The organism is Actinomadura chibensis NBRC 106107 (genome assembly GCF_001552135.1).
Lineage (GTDB): Bacteria > Actinomycetota > Actinomycetes > Streptosporangiales > Streptosporangiaceae > Spirillospora > Spirillospora chibensis.
Genome location: NZ_BCQP01000015.1, coordinates 108,766 through 129,996, shown reverse-complemented (window position 1 = coordinate 129,996; position 21,231 = coordinate 108,766). Strand labels below are relative to the sequence as shown.

Annotated in this window: 18 protein-coding genes; 1 reads left to right on the top strand and 17 read right to left on the bottom strand. The window is 74.5% G+C overall.

Annotated elements, in window-relative coordinates:
- Positions 1-58: 58 nt before the first annotated feature.
- The 6 genes from ACH01S_RS08805 to ACH01S_RS08780 are packed head-to-tail and all read right to left on the bottom strand — an operon-like array spanning position 59 to position 9,824.
- Positions 59-1,474, bottom strand: coding sequence for an MmgE/PrpD family protein (locus ACH01S_RS08805; protein ID WP_067887626.1), 1,416 nt, complete (start codon positions 1,472-1,474; stop codon positions 59-61).
- Positions 1,471-3,126, bottom strand: a complete 1,656-nt coding sequence (locus ACH01S_RS08800) for a hydantoinase B/oxoprolinase family protein (RefSeq protein ID WP_083980467.1) — start codon at positions 3,124-3,126, stop codon at positions 1,471-1,473. The genes ACH01S_RS08805 and ACH01S_RS08800 overlap by 4 nt, the downstream gene beginning before the upstream one ends.
- Positions 3,123-5,258: a hydantoinase/oxoprolinase family protein gene (locus tag ACH01S_RS08795; protein WP_067887624.1), complete on the bottom strand. Its 2,136-nt coding sequence runs from the start codon at positions 5,256-5,258 to the stop codon at positions 3,123-3,125. Before ACH01S_RS08795 ends, ACH01S_RS08800 begins: the two co-directional genes overlap by 4 nt.
- A complete protein-coding gene (locus tag ACH01S_RS08790) occupies positions 5,255-6,610 on the bottom strand; it encodes an MmgE/PrpD family protein (RefSeq protein WP_067887621.1) in 1,356 nt (451 codons plus the stop codon). The genes ACH01S_RS08795 and ACH01S_RS08790 overlap by 4 nt, the downstream gene beginning before the upstream one ends.
- Positions 6,607-7,767 (bottom strand): acyl-CoA dehydrogenase family protein, encoded by a 1,161-nt coding sequence (locus ACH01S_RS08785; protein WP_067887618.1) that lies wholly within the window; start codon positions 7,765-7,767, stop codon positions 6,607-6,609. Before ACH01S_RS08785 ends, ACH01S_RS08790 begins: the two co-directional genes overlap by 4 nt.
- Entirely contained in the window at positions 7,752-9,824 is a 2,073-nt protein-coding gene (locus tag ACH01S_RS08780; protein WP_067887616.1) for an acetate--CoA ligase family protein, read from the bottom strand. Before ACH01S_RS08780 ends, ACH01S_RS08785 begins: the two co-directional genes overlap by 16 nt.
- 292 nt (positions 9,825-10,116) lie before the next feature.
- On the opposite strand from ACH01S_RS08780, the gene ACH01S_RS08775 reads away from it, so the two are divergent.
- On the top strand, positions 10,117-10,785 hold the full coding sequence (locus ACH01S_RS08775) for a GntR family transcriptional regulator (protein ID WP_067887614.1): 669 nt from the start codon (positions 10,117-10,119) through the stop codon (positions 10,783-10,785).
- A 99-nt stretch (positions 10,786-10,884) separates the two neighbouring features.
- Here ACH01S_RS08775 and ACH01S_RS08770 read toward each other — a convergent pair whose 3' ends face one another.
- The 11 genes from ACH01S_RS08770 to ACH01S_RS08725 form a co-directional block, all read right to left on the bottom strand.
- Positions 10,885-11,973 carry an ABC transporter substrate-binding protein gene (locus tag ACH01S_RS08770; RefSeq protein WP_067887612.1) on the bottom strand — a complete coding sequence of 363 codons (1,089 nt, stop codon included), beginning with the start codon at positions 11,971-11,973 and terminating at the stop codon, positions 10,885-10,887.
- Positions 11,970-13,133, bottom strand: a complete 1,164-nt coding sequence (locus ACH01S_RS44345; RefSeq protein ID WP_067887609.1) for an ABC transporter ATP-binding protein — start codon at positions 13,131-13,133, stop codon at positions 11,970-11,972. Before ACH01S_RS44345 ends, ACH01S_RS08770 begins: the two co-directional genes overlap by 4 nt.
- Before the next feature lie 28 nt (positions 13,134-13,161).
- The gene (locus ACH01S_RS08760; RefSeq protein WP_067887606.1) at positions 13,162-14,958 is read right to left on the bottom strand and encodes an ABC transporter permease; all 1,797 of its coding nucleotides are present in this window, start codon (positions 14,956-14,958) and stop codon (positions 13,162-13,164) included.
- Complete coding sequence (locus ACH01S_RS08755; RefSeq protein ID WP_067887604.1) at positions 14,955-15,929, bottom strand: catechol 2,3-dioxygenase; 975 nt, start codon at positions 15,927-15,929, stop codon at positions 14,955-14,957. Before ACH01S_RS08755 ends, ACH01S_RS08760 begins: the two co-directional genes overlap by 4 nt.
- Positions 15,930-15,938: 9 nt before the next feature.
- Positions 15,939-17,069: a 4-oxalomesaconate tautomerase gene (locus ACH01S_RS08750; RefSeq protein ID WP_246237075.1), complete on the bottom strand. Its 1,131-nt coding sequence runs from the start codon at positions 17,067-17,069 to the stop codon at positions 15,939-15,941.
- Complete coding sequence (locus ACH01S_RS08745) at positions 17,066-17,332, bottom strand: hypothetical protein (RefSeq protein WP_067887601.1); 267 nt, start codon at positions 17,330-17,332, stop codon at positions 17,066-17,068. The genes ACH01S_RS08750 and ACH01S_RS08745 overlap by 4 nt, the downstream gene beginning before the upstream one ends.
- Before the next feature lie 31 nt (positions 17,333-17,363).
- Entirely contained in the window at positions 17,364-18,683 is a 1,320-nt protein-coding gene (locus ACH01S_RS08740) for a Rieske 2Fe-2S domain-containing protein (RefSeq protein WP_067887598.1), read from the bottom strand.
- A 201-nt stretch (positions 18,684-18,884) separates the two neighbouring features.
- Positions 18,885-19,529 (bottom strand): RraA family protein, encoded by a 645-nt coding sequence (locus ACH01S_RS08735; protein ID WP_218010188.1) that lies wholly within the window; start codon positions 19,527-19,529, stop codon positions 18,885-18,887.
- Positions 19,526-20,242, bottom strand: coding sequence for a PIG-L deacetylase family protein (locus ACH01S_RS08730; RefSeq protein WP_067887595.1), 717 nt, complete (start codon positions 20,240-20,242; stop codon positions 19,526-19,528). The genes ACH01S_RS08735 and ACH01S_RS08730 overlap by 4 nt, the downstream gene beginning before the upstream one ends.
- The gene (locus tag ACH01S_RS43285; protein ID WP_157406272.1) at positions 20,239-20,406 is read right to left on the bottom strand and encodes a hypothetical protein; all 168 of its coding nucleotides are present in this window, start codon (positions 20,404-20,406) and stop codon (positions 20,239-20,241) included. Before ACH01S_RS43285 ends, ACH01S_RS08730 begins: the two co-directional genes overlap by 4 nt.
- Positions 20,403-21,215, bottom strand: coding sequence for an NAD(P)-dependent oxidoreductase (locus ACH01S_RS08725; protein ID WP_067887800.1), 813 nt, complete (start codon positions 21,213-21,215; stop codon positions 20,403-20,405). The genes ACH01S_RS43285 and ACH01S_RS08725 overlap by 4 nt, the downstream gene beginning before the upstream one ends.
- Positions 21,216-21,231 lie beyond the last annotated feature (16 nt).

Here is a 21,231-nt window from a genome sequence, read left to right as displayed (position 1 = left end):
CCGTTTCGAGTGACCTCGATATTGTATAGAAAATGGAGTGATTGCGACAGGGGCGGCGCTAGCCGGACCCGCGCGGCAGGACGCCGACGAGCGCGCTGATCGACGCCAGCCCCGCGACCCCGCGGACCGTGTCGACGACCCGCTCCGCGCCGTCCCAGCCGGGGAGGGCGAACGACGCGCACGCGCGGAACTTCTCGGCCACGTCCGCGAAGTCCATCGGCGCGCTCGGGTGGCCCTTGACCACGGTCACCCGCCTGCTGACGGGCTCGCCGTCGCGCGGCCTGACCGTGACGTGCGCGGGCATCGGCAGCGCGCCCCTGTCGCTCGCGCCGTCCAGGTCGGCTCTGATGACGACGCGGTCGGCGACGTCCAGGACCCGCTCGTCGCCGAGCGCCTCCGGCACGAAGTGCTCCGGCCCGACCCGGCCGTGGACGGCGGCCACCGCCACCGCGTACGGCATGCTGAACTGCGCGGCGGCCCGCGTCGCCGGGCGGCGCTTCGCGTCCTCGGGCGCGCACGCGAGGTCGTACGCCTCCCGGTCGGTGACGCTCACCTCGATCTCCGCGATCCGGTCCGGGTCCCCGCCGAGGTCGCGCATCGCGTCGAGGGTCGCGGCGATCGACGTGTGGGTGAACTTGCAGCACGGGTACAGCGGCTTGACGCTCGTCTCCAGCACCCGCCAGCCGGCGCCGAGCCCGGCGGTGATCCCGTCCGGGTCGTACAGGCCCCGGTGGTTCGTGAAGTAGTAGCCGAACCGGCCCTCCAGGACGTCGATGTCCGGGGCGGCGCCGGTCAGGCCCCGCTCGGCCATGACCGCCGCCAGCACGCCCGCCTGCGCGGACAGCCCCTGGCCGAGGCTCACCGTGTGCGCCCCGGCGAGGAACGCCTGCTGCTTGCCGCACAGCATCGAGAGCGCGATCCCCATCGCGTGCCGCGTCCGCTCCCCGGACAGCCCGAGCAGCCGGGCGGACGCCAGGGCGGCGCCGAACGTCCCGCACTCGTAGGACCGCGACGCCCCGGTGACGCTGAACGACGCGCGAGGGGCGAGGGCCAGCCGGCACACCGCCTCCGCGCCGACCGCGACCGCCGTCAGGAACGCGCGGCCGCTCACCCGCCGCCCGGACGCCTCCACCCCCTCCGCGACGGCCAGCGCCGCCGGGACGACGCTCCCGCTGACATGGGAGAAGGCGTGTTCGAGGACGTCGTCCAGGTCCCACGCGCGGGCGCACGTCGCGTTGGCGAGCGCCGCGAGGTGCATCGGGACGCGCGCGCCCGTGGCGTAGACCGTGGCCTCCGGGCGCCCGCCCCAGTGCGTCACGAGGTCGGCGACCTGCCGCGCGCCGTCCGCGGACAGCCCGGCGGCCTGCGCGGCGAACGTGTCCAGCAGGGCGAGCCGGGTCCGCTCCACGACCCGCGGCGGAACCGCCGTCGCCGGGTCGCGCGCCCACCCGGCCAGCGTGTCGGTCGTCGTCATTCCGTGGCCACCAGGCCGTCGGCGAGGTCCTCGGCGGCGAGGCGCGGGTCGCGGTCGCGCGGGTCGCCGTAGCCGCCCCCGCCGGGCAGCTCGAAGGCGAGCACGTCCCCGGGGTTCAGCGTGACCTGGCTGCCGATGCCGATCCGCGCGCCGTTCAGCTCGACCCGCGCGGCGAAGCTGCCCTCGCCGCCGAGCGCGCCGCGCACCGGCACGCCGAGCCGTCCGCCGCGCAGCCCGGCGAGGACGGTCCCGCGCGGGCCGAGGTCTCCGGCCAGGACCTCGATCTCCACCCGCTGCCCGAGGCCGCCCCGGTACTTGCCGCGCCCGGCCGAGCCGGGCAGCAGGGACTTGCGGCGCACCAGCAGCGGCGCGTCGCTCTCGATGATCTCCACCGGGATGTTCGCGCAGTTGGCGGGGAAGGAGATGCAGCTCAGCCCGTCCTGCGTGGCCAGCGCGCCCATCCCGCCGTGCATGGTGACGATCGTGAAGAACGTGCTACCGTCCGCGCGCTCCCCGACGAGGTTGCAGTAGGCGAGGGGAGTGGCGCCGCTCGGCGCGAGGAGCGGCAGCGCGTCGCGGTCCGCGCCGGGCGGCGCCGCCGCGACGATCTCGCCCAGCAACTGCATGATCAGCTCGGGCAGCAGGTGCGCGATCATCGTCCGGCCCCAGGTCGCGGCCGGGCGGCGCGGGTTCAGCACGCTGCCCTCCGGCGCCACGATCCGGACCGGGCGCAGCGAGCCGCCGTTGTTCGGCACGAGCGGGTCCAGCAGGCATTTGAGGATGTAGAAGGAGTAGGAGCGGGTCATGTTGAGGGTGACGTTGACCGCCCTCGGCACCTGGCCGGACGTGCCGGAGTAGTCGAGGACGAGCTCGTCCCCGGCGATCGCCAGCCGCAGCTCGACCCGGACCGGCTCGTCCAGGCCGGGGATCGCGAGCGACATCCCGGCCGCCGCCTCGCCGTCGGGCAGCGCGCGGATCGCCGCGCGCATGCTGGCCTCCGAGCGCCCGGTGATCTCGGCGCCGAGCGGCTCCAGCGCGTCGACGCCGCTCTCGGCCATGAACGCGGCGACCCGCTCGGCCATCAGCGCGTTGGCGGACACCTGGGCGCGCAGGTCGCCGATCACCTTGTCCGGCTCGCGGACGTTCACCCGGATGAAGTCGAACACCATGGTCGGCTCGCCCCGCTCGTACAGCAGGGTGAGCGGGATCTTCAGGCCCTCCTCGTACATGTCGCGGCTCTCGATGGTGGCGTGCCGCCCGCCGACGTTGAGGTGGTGCGCCGAGCACGCGACGTACCCGGCGACGCGGTCGCGGTGGAAGACCGGCGCGAGCACGGTGATGTCGATGAGGTGGCCGCTGCCCGTCCACGGGTCGTTCAGCACGAGGACGTCGCCCGGCCGCAGCGTCTCCATCGGGTACTCGGCCATCGCGTTCGGCACCGCGAACGGCAGCACGCCGAGCAGGCCGGGCGTCGACCGCGCCGACTGGACGAGCATCGTCCCCTCGCTGTCGAACACGACGCACGCGTAGTCCAGGAAGTCGCGGATGACGCTGGAGAACGACGCGCGCACCAGCGCGGTCGCGGCCTCGTCGGTGATGCTCTGCAGCCGCCGCCAGGACGTCTCCACCCGGACGGGATCCGGCACCGTCATTGCCCGCTCACCCCTTCGATCTCGACGCTGATGATCCCGAGGGCGCCGATCGTCGCGGCGGAGCCCCGGTCGAGCACGGTGGTCGTCTCCCGTTCCTGGATCAGCGCGGGCCCGGCCACCGTCATGCCGGGCTCCAGCAGTGCGCGGTCGTAGACCGGGCAGCGGGCCGTCCCGTCGGGGAGGTGGACGTCGCGGTGCCCCGTCACGGCGTCGGCGGCCGCCCGCCCGGTGGACGGGGGAGTGGGCAGCCGCACGCCGTCCCCGTCCTCGGTCAGGGTCGCGCGCAGCCGGAGGTTCATGGTCTCCACCGCCACGTCGTCGTAGGAGCGGCGGTAGCGGCGCTCGTAGGCGGCCTTGAACTGCGCGGTGACCTCCGCCGCGGACAGCGCGGCCCAGTCGTCGCCGCCCGGCAGCCCGACGCTGACCTCGAAGCCCTGGCCGACGTAGCGCATGTCGGCCCAGCGGGTGTGCTCGACGCGTCCGTCCGCGTTGGGCAGGAGCTGCGCGGCGGTCTTCTCCATCTGGCGGAACAGCTCGTCCATCAAGGCGAGGTCGAGCCGGTCGGTCTTCACCTTGTAGGTCTGCGACGTCTCGAACGTGGCGGGCGCGAGGATCAGCCCGAGCGCCGACATCACCCCGGCGGCGGGCGGGACGAGCACGCGGGGGCTGCCCAGCCTGCGGGCCAGCCCCACCGCGTGCACCGGCCCCGCCCCGCCGTAGGCGACGACCGGCAGCCGGGACGGCTCCAACCCCAGCTCGGCGAGGTGGACGCGCGCCGCCGCCACCATCGACTCCTCCGCCGCCTCCCGGATCGCGTGCGCGGTCGCGACCGCGTCCAGCCCGAGCGGCGCGCCGAGCGCGGCGACCGCCGCCGCGGCGAGGTCGGCGCGCAGCGGCATCTCGCCGCCGAGGAAGCGGTCCGGGTCGAGGCAGCCGAGGACGAGGTCGGCGTCGGTCACGGTCGGCCGGTCGCCGCCCCGCCCGTAGGCCGCCGGTCCCGGCGTCGAGCCCGCCGAGCGCGGCCCGACCTTGATCAGGCCGAGGCTGTCGACGTGCGCGATGCTCCCGCCGCCGGTGCCGATCTCCAGCAGGTCCAGCACGGGCGTGCAGACCGGGATGCCGGACCCCGGCCGGAAGTGCGCGGTGCGCGCGACCTCGTAGTCGTGGGTGATCGCGGCCTGGCCGTCCACGACGGCGGCGACCTTCGCGGTGGTGCCGCCCATGTCGAAGGCCAGCAGGTCGCCGACCCCGGCGGCGGCGCCCAGCCGCGCGGCGGCGAGCACGCCGCCCGCCGGGCCCGACTCGACCACGCGCACCGGGAACGTCCGCGCGACCTCCAGCGGGACGACGCCGCCGGTCGACTGCATGACGTGGAACCCGCCCGCGAAGCCCCGCTGGTCCAGCGCCGATTCGAGCCGCCGCAGGTAGCCCGAAAGGAGCGGCCGGACGTAGGCGTTCGCGACGGTCGTGCTCGTCCGCTCGTACTCGCGCACCTCGGGCAGCACCTCGCTGGACAGCGACACCCACAGGTCGGGGCGGCACTCCCGGACGATCCGCGCCACCTGCCGCTCGTGCTCCCCGTCGGCGTAGGAGTGCAGCAGGCAGACCGCCACCGACTCGACGCCCGCGGCCGCGAACCCGGCCACGATCTCGCGCACCTGGTCCGCGTCGACGGGGACGAGCTCCCGGCCGCTCGCGTGCAGCCGCTCCCGGACGCCGAACCGCAGCCGCCTCGGCACCAGCGGCCGGGGGAACGCCAGCTCCAGGTCGTAGGCGTCGTAGCGGACCTCCCGGCGGATCTCCAGGACGTCCTCGAACCCCTCGGTGGTGAGGAGCGCCGTGGTGCCGCCGGTCCGCTCGATCAGCGCGTTGATCACCAGGGTGGTGCCGTGGGCGAGGATCTCCGTCCGCTCCAGCAGGCCGGGGCGGGCGGACGCGAGCGCGTCGACGCCGTCCACCACGGCGCGGGCCGGGTCGTCCGGCGTCGTGAGGCGCTTCTCCAGGGTGATCGCGCCCGTCTCCGGGTCGAGGACGACGAAGTCGGTGAAGGTGCCGCCGATGTCCGTCCCGACGCGGAGCGCGCGGCCGGACGGGGGCGCCGGGGTGGTCGGGGACGCGGGGGTGGTCGTCATGCCTGTCCTCCGAGGGTGGCGAGGCCGTGGGTCAGCGGGCCGAGGTCGGTGAACGCGCGCGCGGCCCGCAGCACCCGCTCGGCCCTGGACGCGCCGAGCACGGGCCCGCACAGCGCGCGGAACTTGGCGTCCAGCGCGTCGTCGTCCAGCGGGTTGCCGGGCTCGCCGTAGGGCTCGTCGACGCGCAGGCGCAGGTCGGGGCCGCCGGTCCGGCTGATCCGCACGTCGGCCGGGCGGAGCGCCGGGTAGAGCCGGTCCAGGTCCGCGTCGGCGCGGACCCGGACGGCGGGCACCAGCCGCGCGACGTCGGCGCCGCCGCGCCGTTCGGCGGAGAACTGCGCGAGCCCGAGCTCCCCGTCGCACAGCGCCGCCGCGACCGCGTACGGCATGCTCATCTGCGCGCCGAGCAGCGTCCCGGCGTCGGTGCCGTCGTAGGTGGCGGCGACCGCGTACGTCGCGACGTCCACGCCGGTGACCGTCTCGGCGCGGAGCCCGTGCTCCTCGCGCAGCCTGAGCACGGCGTCCACCGCGCCGTGGACGTGGCGGCAGCACGGGTACGGCTTGACCGACGTCCGCCGCATGGCCCACTCCTCGCCGAGGCCGCCGAGCAGGACGCCGGGGTCCCAGTCGCCCTGCGCGAACGCGGCGAAGTACCCCTGCGGCCCTTCGAGGACGGTCGGCGGCCCGTCGATCCCCTCCGCCGCGAGCAGCGCGGACAGCAGGCCGTCGCGGGCCGCCATCCCCGCGTGCAGCCGCTTGACCGGCGAGCCGTCCAGCAGGAACTCCGACAGCCCGCCCGCGTGCGACCCGGCGAGGCCGAGGGCACTCGCCGCGCCGGCCGCGGGCAGGTCCAGCAGCGCCGCGCAGCCCGCCGCCGCGCCGAACACCCCGGCCAGCGGCGTGTTGTGGAACCCGCGCCGCCAGGTCGCCGGGTGCGCGGCGGCGGCCACCCGGCACGCGACCTCGACGGCCACGGCGATCGCGGCGAGCGTCCGGTCCGGGTCGGCGCGCCGCCACTCGGCCAGCGCGAGGACCGCCGGGATCGTCGCCGAGCTGGGATGGGACGCGCCGGGCGTGTAGCCGTCGTCCAGCTCCAGCGCGTGCGCGGCCGTGCCGTTGGCCATCGCCGCGCCCGGCGCGGCGGCCGGTCCGCCGCCGACGGCGGTCGCCTGCGCCCCCGGATGGCTCGCGCGGACGTGCCGCCGCACCGCCGCCGGGACCGGTTCGGCGGCGCCCGCGACGACCGCCGCGAGGTAGTCCACGACGAGCCGCCGCGCCGCGTGCGCGACGTCCGGGGGCAGCGGATGGGCCGCGACCGCCCACCGCGCGATCTCCCGCGTGGCGCCGGTCACGGGCGCGGCTCCGCCGGGGCGGGGCGGCGCTGGCTGAAGCGCCGGTCGAAGATGCCCTCGGCGAGCTTGTTGCGCAGCATCTCGACCGTCCCGCCCGCGATCATCCAGCCGCGGATCCGGCGGACCATGTACTCCAGCGGCATCTGGGTGGAGTAGCCCGCCGCGCCGAGCATCTGCAGCGCGTCGTTCGCCACCCGGAACGCCGCCTCGTTGGCGAACAGCTTCGCCGCCGTCGCCTCCATCGGGTCGGGCGGCCCGGACGCGGCCCCGGCGGCGGCCCGGTACACCAGCATGCGGGCCGCTTCGAGCTGGACGTACATGTCCGCGAACTTCCACTGGAGCCCCTGGAACTCCGCCAGCGGGCGGCCGAACTGCTCGCGGGTCCCGGCGTGCTCGACGGCCCGCTCGAACGCCGACTGCGCCAGCGCCAGCGACCGGACCGCGTTCCCGACCCGCTCGATCCCGAACACGGTCATCAGGCGGCGCAGCGCGTCCCGGTCGGCGAGGACGTTCCGCCGCGGCACCCGGCATCCGTCCAGGTAGGACATGCAGTGCGCCTCGCCGGACATGTAGTGCTCGGGCGCGCCCCGGGTGAACCCCGGCGCGTCGGTCGGGACGACGACCGCGCCGATGTCGCGGCTGGACGGCCCGAACCGGCACCACAGCACGAGGTGGGTGACCTCGGGGCCGTGGGACGTCCAGCACTTCCGCCCGTCGAGCACGACCTCGTCGCCGTCGTAGCGGGCGGTCGTCCGCATCTCGGTGAGCGCGGAGCCCGCGTCCGGCTCGCTCATCCCGGCGGCGATCAGCGCGTCCCCGGCGAGCAGGCGGGGCAGCAGCTCCGCCTTCAGCTCCGCCGAGCCCAGCTCGGCGACCTGCCGGATCGCGCCGAAGTTGGTGGCCTGCACCGCGTCCCCGCTGTGCGGGCACACCTTGCTGACCGCCTCCATGACGAGGACGGCGTCGAGCAGCGTGCCGCCCTGGCCGCCGTCCGCCTCGTCGATCATGATCCCGGTGAACCCGGCCCGCGCGAGCTCGCGCGCGCTGTCCCAGGCGAACCCGCTGCGGTGGAACGCCTTCGCGGCGAACCGGTCCACGGCGAGCCGCCGGGCCGTGTCGCGCAGCGCCCGCTGCTCCGGCGTCAGCGTGAAGTCCACGGAACCTCCCTGAGTCTGCCCGCCGCGCGGACGACGGCGGCGAGCGCCGCCATCGTGCGGTCGGGGGCGTCCAGCACCGGAATCCCGGCGGCGGCGTAGGTCGACATCCCGGCGGGCGCCAGCGACCCGGCGCCGAAGCGGGCGACGTAGAGCGGGATCGACACCCGCTGCCGGGTCGCCACGATCACCTTCGCGGTCAGCTCGGCGGCCGGGTCGGCGTTGGTGGTGAGCTGGACGAGCGCCGCGTCGTAGCGGGACTCGTCCATCGCGCGGTCGAGCACCTCGCCGAGCAGCTCGGGCCGGGCGATGATCTGCGCGCTCATGTCCAGCGGGTTGACCGCCCGGACGAAGTCGGGCAGCACGCCCGCGATGTGCGCGCGGACGTCGTCGGCGAACGGGGGCAGCTCGATCCCGCCCGCCTCGGCGCCGTCGGCGATGATCGTGCAGGCCCCGCCGGACGCCGCGACGGCCAGCAGCCGGTTGCCGCGCGGCAGCCCGCCGGACGCGGCGAGGGTCAGCGCGTCCTCCAGCACCTGGAGGGTCGGGACGCGGACGGCCCGCGCGGCGTCCAGGACGGCGTCGCGCAGCCGGTGCGAGCCGACCAGCGCCCCGGTGTGGCTGCGGGTCGCCGCCCGCGCGCCCTCGCCGCGCACCATGTTGTAGGCGAACAGCGGCTTGCCGCTCTCGGCGAGCGCGCGGCCCGCGCGGATCAGCCCGTCCCCGTCGGTGACGCTCTCCAGCAGGACGCCGACGGCCTCCGTGCGCGGGTCGCCCGCGAGCCACTCCAGGTAGTCGGCGACGTCGAGGTCGGCCTCGTTGCCGAGGTGGATCCAGCGCGACAGCCCGACGCCCGCCTCCATCAGCCGGGACGCCACGCAGCTGCCGAGCGCCCCCGAGCTGCTGACCAGCGCGACCCCGCCCGCCCGCAGCCGGTCGGCCTCCAGCGCGCCGGACAGCGACGCCGTCATTCCCGTCCCGGGGACGACGACGCCCATCGAGTTCGGCCCGGCCAGCGGGATCCCCGCCGCGCGGAAGACCGCGGCGACCTCGCGCTGGAGCCGCTCGCCCGCCGGGCCCGCCTCGGCGAACCCGGAGCTGTGCACGATCGCGCCGCCGACGCCGCGCGCGGCGGCCTCCCGCGCGACGGCCGGCACGGCCGCCGCCGGCACCGCGATGCTGACCAGGTCGGGCACGCCGGGGACGTCGGCGAGGCTCCGGTACCGCGGCCTGCCGCCGATCTCGCCGCCGGCCGGGTGCACGGCGTCCACCCGGCCCGTGAACCCCTTCTCGGTGAGGTACCGGTAGATCCGCGCGCCCGCCTTCGACGGGTCGTCGGACACGCCGACGACCGCGATGTGCCGGGGGCGCAGGATCGCGTCCAGCCGCGCGGCCGGACCGGCCCGGGGCGGCCGCGGCGGCGGCGCCTCGATCGTGCCCATCCGCGCGTCGACCGCGACCACCCCCTCGCCGAGCGGGCCGAGCAGCACCGGGTTGAGGTCGAGTTCGCCGATGTCGGGACGCCGCTCCGCCAGCGCCGACAGCGCGAGCAGGAGGCCGACCAGCGCCGGGACGTCCAGCGCGGGCGAGCCGCGGTGCCCCTCCAGCAGCTTGTAGCGGGGGAGGCGGCGCACCAGCGCCTCGGCGGCCGCGCGGTCGAGCGGGACGAGCGCGTCCACCGCGTCGGCGACGACCTCGGTGTGGATCCCGCCCGTGCCGAGGACCACGACCGCGCCGACGCCGGGGTCGCGGCGCAGCCCGGCCAGCAGCTCGTGCCCCTCGTGCTGCCGCTGGACGATCAGCGGGCGGGCGCGCGGGCCGAGCCGGGCCAGCAGCTCGGCGGCGGCGGCGCGCACCTCCGCCGGGCCCGGGAGGCCGAGGACGACGCCGCCCTCGTCCGTCTTGTGCCGCAGCCCGCCCGCCTTCAGGACGAGCGGCCCGCCGAGCCCGGCGGCGGCCCGCGCGGCCTCGTCGGCGCTCCCGGCGAGGCGCGACACCGCCACGGGAATCTCGGCATGAGCCAGCAGCGTGAAGATCTCCGGCTCGGCGACGTCGACCATGCGAGGACCTCTCCGGTAGGCGATGCCTTCTCTAGACTATATTCTATGAAATCACTGAGGATCATGGGAGAGCGAGCCCGGCTGCGTGCTCGTCGTCACCCCGGGCGGCCGGGAAGCGGATCGTCCATTCTGAAGGGTCATCGCATGTGGGCGTGCCCTCGGGACAAGGCCGGCCGCCGTCCGGGACGAAGGGAAACGGAAGAGGCCTCCGACGTCCGCGGCGAATCAGTCAGCGCGGACAGTCAATAGAGTATTATCTAGATACCGCTGGTTTGACTCCCGGAGGAGCGACATGTCAAGCGTGACGGAACCCACGGCGAGCGGTCCGCCGTTGAGCAAGACCGCCTACGTCCTGGAGCGGCTGCGCCGGGAGATCGCGGACGGGCTCATCAAGCCCGGCACGACCCTGCGGCAGACCGACGTGGCGAAGCGCTACGGCGTCAGCCCCACGCCGGTGCGCGAGGCGTTCCGCCTGCTGGAGGCGGAGGGCGCGCTGGAGTACGAGTCCCACCGCGGCGCCACCGTCAAGGACATGACGCCGCAGGAGATCGAGGACCTCTACCTCCTGCGCTCGGAGGTCGAGGGCCTCGCCACCGCCCTCGCCGTCGAGCGGATGGAGGACGCCGCCCTCGACCGCATCCGCGCCGCCCACCAGGACCTGAACGACGCGATCGAGGCGGGCGACGAGTCGCGGCTGTCGGTGCTGAACCGCACGCTGCACTTCGCCATCTACGAGGCGGGGTCGTCGCTCGTGGCACTGCAGGCCGCCTCCCTCTGGGCGTTCATCCCGCCGCGGATGACCATCTGGAAGGACGAGAAGAACGCCCAGTCCCTGTCGGACGACCACCGCCGGATCATCGACGCCCTGGAGCGCGGCGACCCCTACGACGCCCGCCGCTCCATGGCCGAGCACATCCTGCACGCGGCGCGGCTCCGGCAGAACACCCCGCCGCCCGCCTGACACCGGGTCGCCGGCCGGGCCTTGTGGCCGGCGACCCGGTGCGTCCGCTCCGGTAGGACTCCGCGCCGGAAGCACGGTGCCCTACCGGAAGCCCGCGTCCTACCGGAAGATCGGGTTCAGTTCCTTGATGATCGCGGACTGCTGCTTGGTGTACTCCGCGGGCGGGATCTCCGGCCAGAACTCGAACCGGTCCATCGGCGGCATCCCCTCGGGCGGCGCCGCCCCCGGCAGCACGGACGCCTTGAACATCTTCTTCGCGATGACCTTCTGCACCTCGGGCGTGTACCACCACGAGTAGAAGAGCCTCGCGGCGTCCTCGTGCGGCGCGCCCTTGATGATCCCCATGCAGTTCAGGTGCTTGACGTTGCCGCCGCCGGTCGGCAGCGTCATCCCGATCGGCGCGCCCTTGGCCTTCGCCGCGAGGAACTGGTCGGTGGCCGCCGGGACGCCGATCGACGCCTGGCCCTGCGCCAGCCGGTCGACGAGCGCCCGGGTGCCGGGCACGAGCGTCGGATCCTGGGCGGCCAGCTTCCGCACCCAGTCCATGGTGAAGCCGTTCGCCAGGAGGTACTGGACGATCTGCGCCCCGTGCCCCGGCTGCAGCGGCGAGTTCAGCGCGATCTTCCCCTTCCACTTCGGGTCGAGGAGGTCGTCCCAGCTCTTCGGGGCCTCGTCCGCCTTCACCTTCTGCGTGTTGTAGCCGATGCCGAGCACCGACAGCTCGCTGCCGAGCGCGTGGCCCTCCGCGCAGACGAACTCCTTCGCCACGGCGGTCGCGGTCGGCGGCGAGTAGGCCTCGATCCGGCCCTGCGCCGAGTGCCGCTCCAGGTCGGTGACGGCGACCTCCAGCAGGTCGCCCACGTGCTGGTTCGCGGCGAACTCGTGGTCGAGCCTGCTCGCCAGCTGCGCCCCGAACCCGGCCTGGGCCTGGACGTCGATCGCCGGGTACCGCTTCTCGAACAGCTCGAGGACGGGCCGCGCGCTCCCGCCTCCGAGCGTCTCGCTGTAGATGACGAGCTTCTTGTCGCCTGCCTTCTTCGCCGCCGCGTAGAGCGCGTCGAGCTGTTTCTGGTTCGCCGTCCCGCCGAGCCCCTCCGGGCGCAGCTCCTCGGACGTGTCGCCTCCGCCGCAGGACGTGGCGACCAGCGCCGCCGCGATCAGTCCGGCCAGCAGCCGATTGCTTCTCATGGAGACCCCACCCTGTCGAGATCGATGTGCTTCCCCCCGGTGGCCGGCTCGGGCGCCTCCTCGTCGGCGTCCAGCACGACGATGCTCTCCGGAGGAATCCGCAGCCGGACCGCCTCCCCCGGACGTACCTGTTCGCCGGGCGGGACGGGATCGGCGGCGCGCACGCGCAGCACCGTCCCGGCGGCCTCGACGTAGTGCTCGACCTGCCCGCCGAGGTAGACCGAGTCGCGGACCCGGCCGTCGAGCGTGTTCGGCGGCTCCGCGGACCCGTCGCCCCGCGCGGGGACGACCTTGAGCGCGGTGCTGCGCACGCACAGCCGCACCCGCCCGGCGGTCGGCGGCCCGCCCGCGCACCGTAGCGCGATCCCGCCGTCCAGCCGCGCGACGGCCCGGTCTCCCGCGCGCTCCACGACCTCGGCGTCGAAGAAGTTCTCGTAGCCGACGAAGTCGGCGACGAACCAGGTGCGGGGCCGCTCGTAGATGTCGCGCGGCGTCCCCACCTGCTGGACGCGGCCGTCCTTCATCAGCACGATCCGGTCGGACAGCGACATCGCCTCGACCTGGTCGTGCGTCACGTAGACGGCCGTGGTGCCGAGCTCGCGCTGGAAGTCGCGGATGCCGATCCGCATCGTCGCGCGCAGCTTGGCGTCGAGGTTGGACAGCGGCTCGTCGTACAGCACGACGCGCGGGCGTCCGACCAGGGCGCGGGCGAGCGCGACCCGCTGCTGCTGCCCGCCGGACAGCCGGGTGACGGGGCGGTCCGCCAGCGCCGCGAGCCCCACCATCTCCAGCGTCCGCGTCACCCGCCGCTGGACCTCCGGGCGCTTCTCCCGGCGCCGCCGCAGCGGGTAGGCGACGTTCTGGAAGACGGTCATCTGCGGCCAGAGCGCGTAGCTCTGGAACACCATGCCGATGTCGCGCTTCTCCGGCGGCACGAACACCTGCTCCGGGACGGACGTCACCACGTCCCCGCCGATGGTGATCTCGCCCCGGTCGGGCTTCTCCAGCCCGGCGAGGCAGCGCAGCGTGGTCGTCTTCCCGCAGCCGCTCGGGCCGAGGAGGGTGAGGAACTCGCCCTCCCGCGCCGCGAGGCTCACCTCGTCCAGGGCGGCGAGCGCGCCGTAGTGCTTGCCGAGCCCAGTGATCCCTATGCCCGCCATGTGTCCCACCCCTTCGTCGCGGCGCGCGTCACGCCGTCCTCCCCGTTCCGAACCGGCCCGTTCCGAACCGGCCCGGTCCGAGCGCCAGCCGGCGCAGCAGCCTGCTCGCGGCCCAGCCGGCGGCCAGCACGACGACGAAGCTCGCCATCATCAGGCAGAAGGCGGCCCCGGCCTGTCCCGCGTCGCCGCTCTGGTACAGCGAGTACGCCTTGACCGGCAGCGTCTGGTTGTCGGGGGACGCGAGCAGGATCGGGACGTCCAGGTTCCCCGCCGACAGCACCGCCGCGACGAACCAGCCGACGAGGAAGCTCGGCAGGATCAGCCGCCCGGTGATGACGACGAGCGTCCGCGCGGGGGAGGTGCCGCAGATCCGCGCGGCCTCCTCCAGCTCGGTGCCGATCTGCGCGATCGAGCCCTCGGTCGCCCGGCTGGTGATCGGGACCGCGTGCACCGCGAGCGCGATCACCAGGATCCAGATCGTCGAGTACAGCTCGCGCAGCCCTGGCACGGCCAGGTAGCCCCAGAGGATGGCGAGGCCCACGGTGACGCCGGGCAGCGCCATCAGGATCCACACGCCCATCACCGGGACGCTCCGCAGCCGCGACCGGCTGTTCTTGCCGACGTAGGTGACGACGACGGCGACCGCCGTGCCGACGAGCCCGGCGACCCCGCTCACCGTCAGCGTCGTGACCAGCGCGGACATCGTGTCCGGGTCGTCCAGGACGGCGGCGAAGTTCTCCGTGGTCAGGTTGCTGTAGACGCCGAAGAACGGCTGCAGCGACCCGAGGATCAGCTGCCCGACCGGCAGCACCAGCGCGAGCACCGCGTACAGGACGATCAGCGCCGCGCACAGGTACTTCCACCTGCCGATGTCCCAGCGGGCGTGGTCGTCGGACTTGCCGGTCACGGTGACGAACGACCGCCCGCCGAGCAGCCTGCGCTGCACCAGCACCAGCCCGATGACGATCACCACGAGCAGCATCGACAGCGCGGACGCGCCCGCGTAGTCGGACGGCGTCTCCGCCGTGACGTGGTTCAGGATCTCGGTCGGGAACACGTTGATGTGCGCGGGCAGGCCCAGCAGCAGCGGGATGTCGAGCAGGCTGAGCCCGGCGGTGAAGCCGAGGATCGCGATCCCGGTGATCGCCGGGGCGAGCACGGGCAGCTCGACCCGCAGGACGGTCTGGAGCCGTCCCGCGCCCGACACCCGGGACGCCTCCTCAAGGCTCCGGTTGAGCCCCATGAACGAGCCGAGGAAGAGGAAGTAGACGACCGCCGTCAGCTTGAGCGCGGTGACACCGATTATCCCGTACCAGGATTCGACGTTGACGATCGCGTCGCCGGGCAGCGGCAGCTTCCGGTAGCCGACGTTGATGAGCCCGGCGGGGTCGCGGCCGAGCATCCCCCAGCCGATCGTGAAGAAGATCGTCGGGGTGGCGAAGACCAGCACCATCATCGGCGTCACGAGCCGCCGCAGCGGCGTCGTCGTCCGGGTCACCACCCAGGCGAAGAACGCGCCCATCGTCAGGCAGAGGACCTGGACGCCGCCCGAGTACAGCGCCGAGTTCTTCAGCGTCGACCAGACCTTCGGGTCCTTGTAGGCGTTGACGACGCCGTCCGCCGAGAAGTCGCCCGGCAGGCCGGGCGCGGCGGTGCGGAACGCGCCGAAGACGAGCATCGCGAACGGGTAGATGAACAGGAACCCGACCACCGCGACGAGCGCCAGCACGACCAGCGTGTCCGCGGGCAGGAACCGGCGGCGCAGCCGGACGACCCGCCCGGAGCGGGCGGCGCCCCGGCCTCGGGGCAGGGTGCGGGCGGTCACGGCGCCGTCCCGTCGGCGTCCCCGACCGGCGGGGTGCCGTGGGTGTGGAAGGACTCGATCGTCTTCAGCCCCCACGCCTGCCCCTTGGCGCGCTCGGCCTGGCTCCAGGAGATGAGCCTCCAGTCGGGCGCGAGGATGACGCGCGCGCCCGAGTTGCACAGCTCGATCCGGTTCCCGCCCGGCTCCCACAGGTAGAGGAAGAACGTCTGCTGGATGGCGTGCTTGTGCGGGCCCGTCTCGATGTGGACGCCGTTCTCCAGGGCGATGTCGGCGGCGCGGAGGATGTCCTCGCGGGTGTCGGTCGCGAACGCGATGTGGTGCAGGCGCCCCGTCGACCTCGTCCAGTCGCCGGTGTAGACGACGTCGTAGGTCTTGTTGGTGAAGGTGAACCACACTCCGGCGGGCGAGCCGTCGTCCAGGACGATCTGCTCGGTCGGCCGCGCGCCGAGCGTGTCGCGGAGGAAGTCGCGGTTCAGGGCGACGTCCTTGGCGAGGTAGTTGACGTGGTCGAGGCGGCGGACGCACACCCCGCGTCCCGGGTACGCCTGGGCCTGGTTCTTCAGCGCGGGGCGCGTCTCCTCCGGCGCCTCGAACCACTCCGTCTCCCAGTACAGCTCGATCTCGTGGCCGTCCGGGTCGGTGCACAGGTACGTCGGGCCGATGCCGCGGTCGCCGTCCACCCAGCCGATGCCGAGGCCGCGCTCCTCGACCGTCTTGACCTGGCGGTGCAGGGCGTCCTCGCTCGCCGCGCGTAGCCCCATCCGCCCTATGCCGGACGTCTTCGACGCGACCAGCTTCACCGTGTGGTGCTCGTAGTCGTCCCAGGTGCGCAGGTAGACGGCGTCGCCCTCGGACCCGTTCTCCCGCAGGCCCAGCACCTCGGTGAAGAAGCGCAGGCTCTCCTCGGGCTCGGGCGTCCGCAGCTCCACATGCCCCACGTGCGCGATGTCGCGCTGGGCGGCCTGTGCCATGTCGTCCTCCTACGGGTGCCGGTTGGTCGCCTGGACGTTCGCCCGGACGCTCGCCTGGACGTTCGCCGGGCGGGGGAAGACCGTGCCGTCGAACAGCTTGCGCGCCGAGCGGACGGCCGCCGTCCGCCGCACGCGGACCGCGCCCCCGCCCGCGTCCCCGCCCGTGTCGAGCTCGATCTCCAGGTCGAAGTGGCCGGTCGGGTGCTCAAGCCGCAGCGCCGCGCCGTCCGGCGGGAGGACGGCGAGCGCGTGCGCGACCGAGCCGGGGACGAGGCACGCCGCCGCCACGCCCGCCCCGCCGAGCACCCCGATCGAGGTGTGGCAGCGGTGCGGGACGAAGGTGCGCGTGCAGACCGTCCCGCCCGCGCGGGGCGGCGCGACCAGGGTGACCTTCGGGACCGTCGTCGCGCGGACGTCGCCGAGGCCCATCGCCGTCCCGGCGGCCAGGCGGAGCGCCTCCAGCCGCGCGCGGAACTCCGTCCGCCCCTCCAGCTCGGCGCAGTCCTCGTAGCCGGTGACGCCGAGGTCGGCCGCCGCGACGACGACGACCGGCATGCCGTTGTCGACGCAGGTGACGGGCACCCCGCCGAGGACGTCGCGGGCCCGCCCGGTCGGCAGCGGCGGCGCGTCCCCGGTGGCGAAGTCGATGACGACCGGGGCCGCGGCGCCGGGCACCCCGGCGATCACGGCGTCCCCGCCGTAGTCGACCCGGCCGCCGGGCGTCGGGAACGTGGACACCGCCAGCTCGTCCGAGTTGACCATGTGGATGCGGACCGACGTGCGCTCGTCGCCGGCCTTGACGAGCCCGCGCTCGACGGCGAACTGGCCGACCCCGGCGAGCAGGTTCCCGCAGTTCTGCCGGTCGGAGACGAGCGGCTCGTCCACCCCGACCTGGAGGAACAGGTAGTCGACGTCGGCGTCCCCGGCGGCCGCCGGGGAGACGACCGCGACCTTGCTGGTCAGCGGGTGCGCGCCGCCGATCCCGTCGATCTGCCGCGGGTCGGGGCTGCCCATGATCCGCAGCAGCAGGCCGTCGCGCTCGGCGGGGTCGGCGGGCAGGTCGGCGCGCAGGAAGTAGGCGCCCTTCGAGGTGCCGCCCCGCATGACCATGCAGGGCACCGCGTCGTGGCGGGCGCTCACGAGCCGCCCGCTTCCACCCGGCCCGCGGGCGCGCGGACCGCCGCGCGCGGCGCCGGGACCGGGCGGCCCTCCCGCACGAGCCTGCGGATGCACTCCTCGCGGAGCGCCTCAAGCCGGTCCAGGGCGTCGAACGGCGACCTGGCCTCGGCCACGCAGCCCGGCAGCTCCTCGTACTCCAGGCGGCAGACCCATTCGCCGTCCGGCCCCTGGACGGCGCCGACGTCCAGGATGTAGGGGATGGCCAGGTAATCGTCCACGTTCATCACGGGACCGCCCTCTCTCGCCGGCGCCGGGTCAGATGCCGCCGGCGACGCTGGGGTCGAGTTCGGGGTGCTCGGTCCTCGCCTTGCGCAGGTTCCGGGTGCGCTCCACCCAGTCGGCGTCCTTCGGCAGGACGATCCCGCCGGACCGCTGCTGGTACACCTCGGGGTCGTCCACCCCCGGCGGGACGGCGCCCTTCTCCGCGAGGGCCTTCGCGGCCGCGATGAGCCGCCGCCGGACCCGGATGATCATCATGTCCGAGCTGCCGAGCCGCTCCTGGGTGCGGTCGTAGACGGCGCCCATGCTCTCGGTGACGGCGACGTCCTGGGTCGAGATGTACTCGATCCCGGTGTAGCTGTCGCCGCGCCGCTGGGCCTCGCGGTCGATGAGGTAGTCGTTGTCGGCGTCCTGCTCCAGCCGGAACCGGCCGAGCCAGCCGGTCGTGTTCGGCTTCTGCGGCGGCAGTTTCCCGGTGATCCCGACGCGCTGTCCGGGCGGCGCGAGATAGGTGCGCTTCAGCCCGACGCTGAATTGCAATGTGTGGTTGTCGTCCATCGGGACCCAGGCGCGGACGCCGACCCGGAGGCCGAGTACCCCGGTCGGGGTCATCGTGTAGAAGGGGAAGAGGAAATGGCCGATGCGCCAGTAGTAATCGTCGTCGTTCCCCGCCGGGCGGTAGGCGCCGTACGTGGTGCCGAAATCGGTGTCCAGCACCTTGTAGCGGGGCGCCTGGTCCTGAAGGGCGAATTGGAGGAACGTTCCCTCCCCGACTTCGTCGGGTGAGCCGTGCCCGGTGTGCAGGAAGCCGACGTGAGAGGTGTCCAGGTCGCCTTCAAGCACCTGGAGCCAGTTGCACGCGCGGTAACTGGCGAAGACCTCGCGGTTCTCCTGGTCCTCGTCGAGCTGCTCGAAATCGGGGAGCGGCGGCGGCTCGGAGCGCGGGCCCATGTAGGCCCACACGATGCCGCCGCGTTCGACGCACGGATATCCGCGCGGCTTGATCTTGCGTTTGAAGTCGCTTTCCGGCGGCTCGCTCGGCATGTCCACGCAGGCGCCGGTGACGTCGAACTTCCAGCCGTGGTAGACGCAGCGCAGGCCGTCGTCCTCGTTGCGCCCGAAGAACAGCGAGGCGCCCCGGTGCGGGCAGTTGTTCGGCAGCAGGCCGATCCGCCCGGACGTGTCGCGGAAGGCGATCAGCTTCTCGCCGAGGAGCAGCACCCGGACCGGGTCGCCGTCCCTTTCCGGCAGTTCGCGGGAGAGCAGGGCGGGGACCCAGTACTCCCGCATCAGGTCGCCCATCGGCGTGCCCGGGCCGACGCGCGTCACCAATTCGTTGTTCTCGTGACTCAGCACCGCTGGCTCCCTCCCGCGCCGCGGATCCGGCCCGTCGCCGAACGATCCCGCGGCTCCGATCCGCCACGCTCAATGCCCTGTAGGATACAGTATATAGAGTTTACCGAACAAGACTCTTTTCCTGGTCCGGCCGCCGTTTCCGCCGCGACTTCGCCGGTCAGCGGGGCCGCCGGGCCCGATCCCGGCGGCCGGACCGCTCCCTTACCGCGCGTCCTCGGACCGCATCCCGTATATGTCGTAGCTCAGTTCGCCGGAGCGCAGCCGGGCGCGCATCGCCGCCTCGCGCTCCAGCCGGGCGCGGGCGGCGGCGAGCACCTCGCCGACCCGGTCCGCCGCGACCACGACGGCGCCGTCGTCGTCCAGCACCACCGCGTCGCCCGGACGGACCTCCGCCCCGCCCAGGGTCACCGGCGCGTCCACCCGGCCGCGCTCGGTCTTGGTCGCCCCGGTCGCCCGCACCCAGCGGGCCCACACCGGCAGGCCCAGCTCCCGCAGCTCGGCCACGTCCCGGACGGAGCCGCCCACGAGGACGGCGGCGGCCCCGTGCACCGACGCCTGGACGCCGAGCAGCTCGCCCAGCAGCGCCACGGGCGCGGGGTCGGGCATCGCCGCCACGAGGACGTCGCCCGGCGCGAGCACGGACATGACCTCGTGCACCGCGCGGTTGTCGCCCTGCCCGCACGCGGCGGTCCGGGCCGGGCCCGCCACCGCCGGGCCGCCGCCCACGCGGGTCAGCGGCAGGTCGACCAGGCCCGTCCGGCCCGCCGCCTCGTACAGCGTGGCGACGCCCATCTCGGCCAGCTCCCGGTACAGCGCCGAGGCGGGCGCCGCGGTCGCGCCGCTCACAGGGCGTCCACCACCTTCGGCGTCATGCGCTGGAACGCCTCCGCGAACCGGACGCCCTTGTCGCCGCTCACCTTGCGCGCGTGGTTGGCCCGGTGCTCGGCGCGCTGGCCGTAGTACTCGTGCAGGTACCGCTGGGCGGCCATCGCCGACATCGCCTCCCGCTTGGCGTCCATGACCGAGGTGATGTCCAGGAATGTGTCCGGGACGAAGCCGCACAGCTCCGGCTGGTGCGGCTCGAAGACGAGGAACTCCGACGGCGGCGTCGTCGCGAACGCGCTCGCCACCCCCGCGCCGCTGGACAGCAGCCGGGCCCGCGCCACCGCGGCGTGCGCCACCGGGTGGTCCGGGTTGAACGGGTCGCGCTCGGGGTGCGTCAGCACGACGTGCGGCTCGAACTCGCGCATCAGGTCCGCCAGCCGGGTGACCGCCGCGTCGTCGAGGCCGAGCGGGTAGTCGCCGAGGTCGAAGCAGTCGAAGCCCGCCCCGACCGCCTTCGCGGCCGCGGCCGCCTCATCGTGCCGGATCCGCTTCACGTTCTCCACGGTCTGCGCGGGCTCCTTCCACAGCTCGCCGGACTCGCCGCGCTCGCCGTAGCTCAGCGCCACGACCCGCGCCCGGCCGCCGCGCGCGGTGTGCGCGGCGATCGCGCCCGCCGCGCGCCACACGAAGTCGGCGCTGTGCGCGCCCACCACCAGCATCCGCCGTTCGGTCATGCGGTTCCCTCCCTCGGTCCGGCCGTGCGGCCGGTGCTCCGGCCCGGTCCGGTGAACGGCGCGCCGGGCCGCTCCGGGCCCGACCCGCCCAGCGTGTCGGCGACCTGCGCCGGGTGCGCCCGCATCGCGGCCCGCGGCCGCGCGCGCCCGTCCTCCCGCGTCACCGCGGTTCCCCCGCCAGCTCCGCCAGGCGGACGGCGACGGCGCTCGTCAGCGGGGCGGACGTGCCGAGCTCGGCCAGGAACTCCGCGACGTCGCGCATCTCATGGAGGCGGCGGGCGGCGTGCAGGCGCGTCCCGTCGACCAGCCGGTCGACCAGCGCGCCGTCGGCGGCGGTCAGCTCGGCGACGATCTGCTCGCGCAGCCAGTCCTCCTGGCCCGCCCCGGCGGCGGCCTCCAGCGACTCCAGGACGACGGCCGCGAGCCCCTTCATGAACACGCTGCGCAGCAGCTTGCGCGCGGCGGCGGCGCCCGGCTCGGCGCCCGCGTCGTCGACCGGGACGTCCAGCCCGCCGAGGAAGGCGGCGAGCCCGGCCCGGCCGGGACCGGCGGCGGCGAGCGGCGTCCGCAGCCCGTGCCGGGGGACCGGGGCGAGCACCGCCACGTCGGCGAACAGCGCGCCCGTGGGCGCGACGACGTCCGCTATCCGCTGCTTGAGGCGGGGGGAGCCGGTGTTGAGGTCGGCGTAGACCGTCCCGTCCCGGAGGCCGGGGACGGCGTCGCGCGCCACCCGCTCGGCGACGCTCGCTGAGTTGAGGCTCAGCACGACCGCGGCCGCGCGGACGGCGTCGGCGGCGGAGCCGGCGAGCCGCGGCCCGGCGGCGGACGCGCCGCCGGAGCCGGGCGGGTACGCGGGGTCGAAGCCGACGACGGGCACACCGGCGGCCAGCAGGTCGGCGGCGTAGCGCCCGCCCGCCTCGCCGAGCCCGAGCACGGCGACCGCCGTCCCGGGCGCTGGAGTCTCCGTTGACAAGATCCTCACCTAGTCT